Consider the following 648-nt stretch of genomic DNA (forward strand, 5'->3'; position numbering starts at 1 on the left):
TAGCTGCTTAGGCGTGGCACCAGTTATCGTCAAGTCCGTCGATTTGTCGCCAGAAGCATCAGCATTTTATCGTGTAGCCCTTTCAGCGCCAATTTTTGCGATTGGAACCGTCCTGTTTGCGCGCAACATTGTGGTGTCCATCGAACCGATCCGAAGGATCAACACAAAGGTGCTTTGTCTGCTGACGGCTCTGATTTTCGCGGTAGATCTAGTCCTGATGCATATGGCGATCCGCCTTTCGAATGTGGCGATAGCAACGCTATTGACCAATTGTGCCCCGTTCTTTGTGGGAATTCTGGGGCTTGTCGGTCTAACAATGCGCCCGGATCTGAAATTCTGGGTCATGCTACCTATCGCGCTAGGCGGGTGCGCTTTGCTGATGGGCGCGCCTCAGAGCACAGACTCTCAAGTGGTGGGGAACGTCCTCGCGCTTCTGGCTGCCTTTTGTTACGCCTGCTACGTTGTTGGCGTGACAGAGCTGCGAAAACGCGGTTTGTCGACGATTCCCATTATGGCAGTTGTGACAGCTGTTAGCACATTGTTTTTGCTGCCTTTCTTTGTAGCGCAAGGTTTCCCGTTGCCGCAATCCATTCAGACAGTGCTGATGCTTCTGGTGCTTGTTCTGATTGGTCAAATCCTCGGCCAAGG

General features: G+C 52.5%; 1 protein-coding gene. It reads left to right on the top strand.

Translation table 11 applies throughout. The annotated features are described in order from the left end of the window. Nucleotides 1-13 precede the first annotated feature (13 nt). A partial coding sequence (locus HRQ87_RS20000) for a DMT family transporter (protein ID WP_343035434.1) occupies nt 14-648 on the top strand: 635 nt, incomplete at its 3' end.

Origin of the sequence: Parasulfitobacter algicola (genome assembly GCF_013315265.1) — a bacterium.
Lineage (GTDB): Bacteria > Pseudomonadota > Alphaproteobacteria > Rhodobacterales > Rhodobacteraceae > Parasulfitobacter > Parasulfitobacter algicola.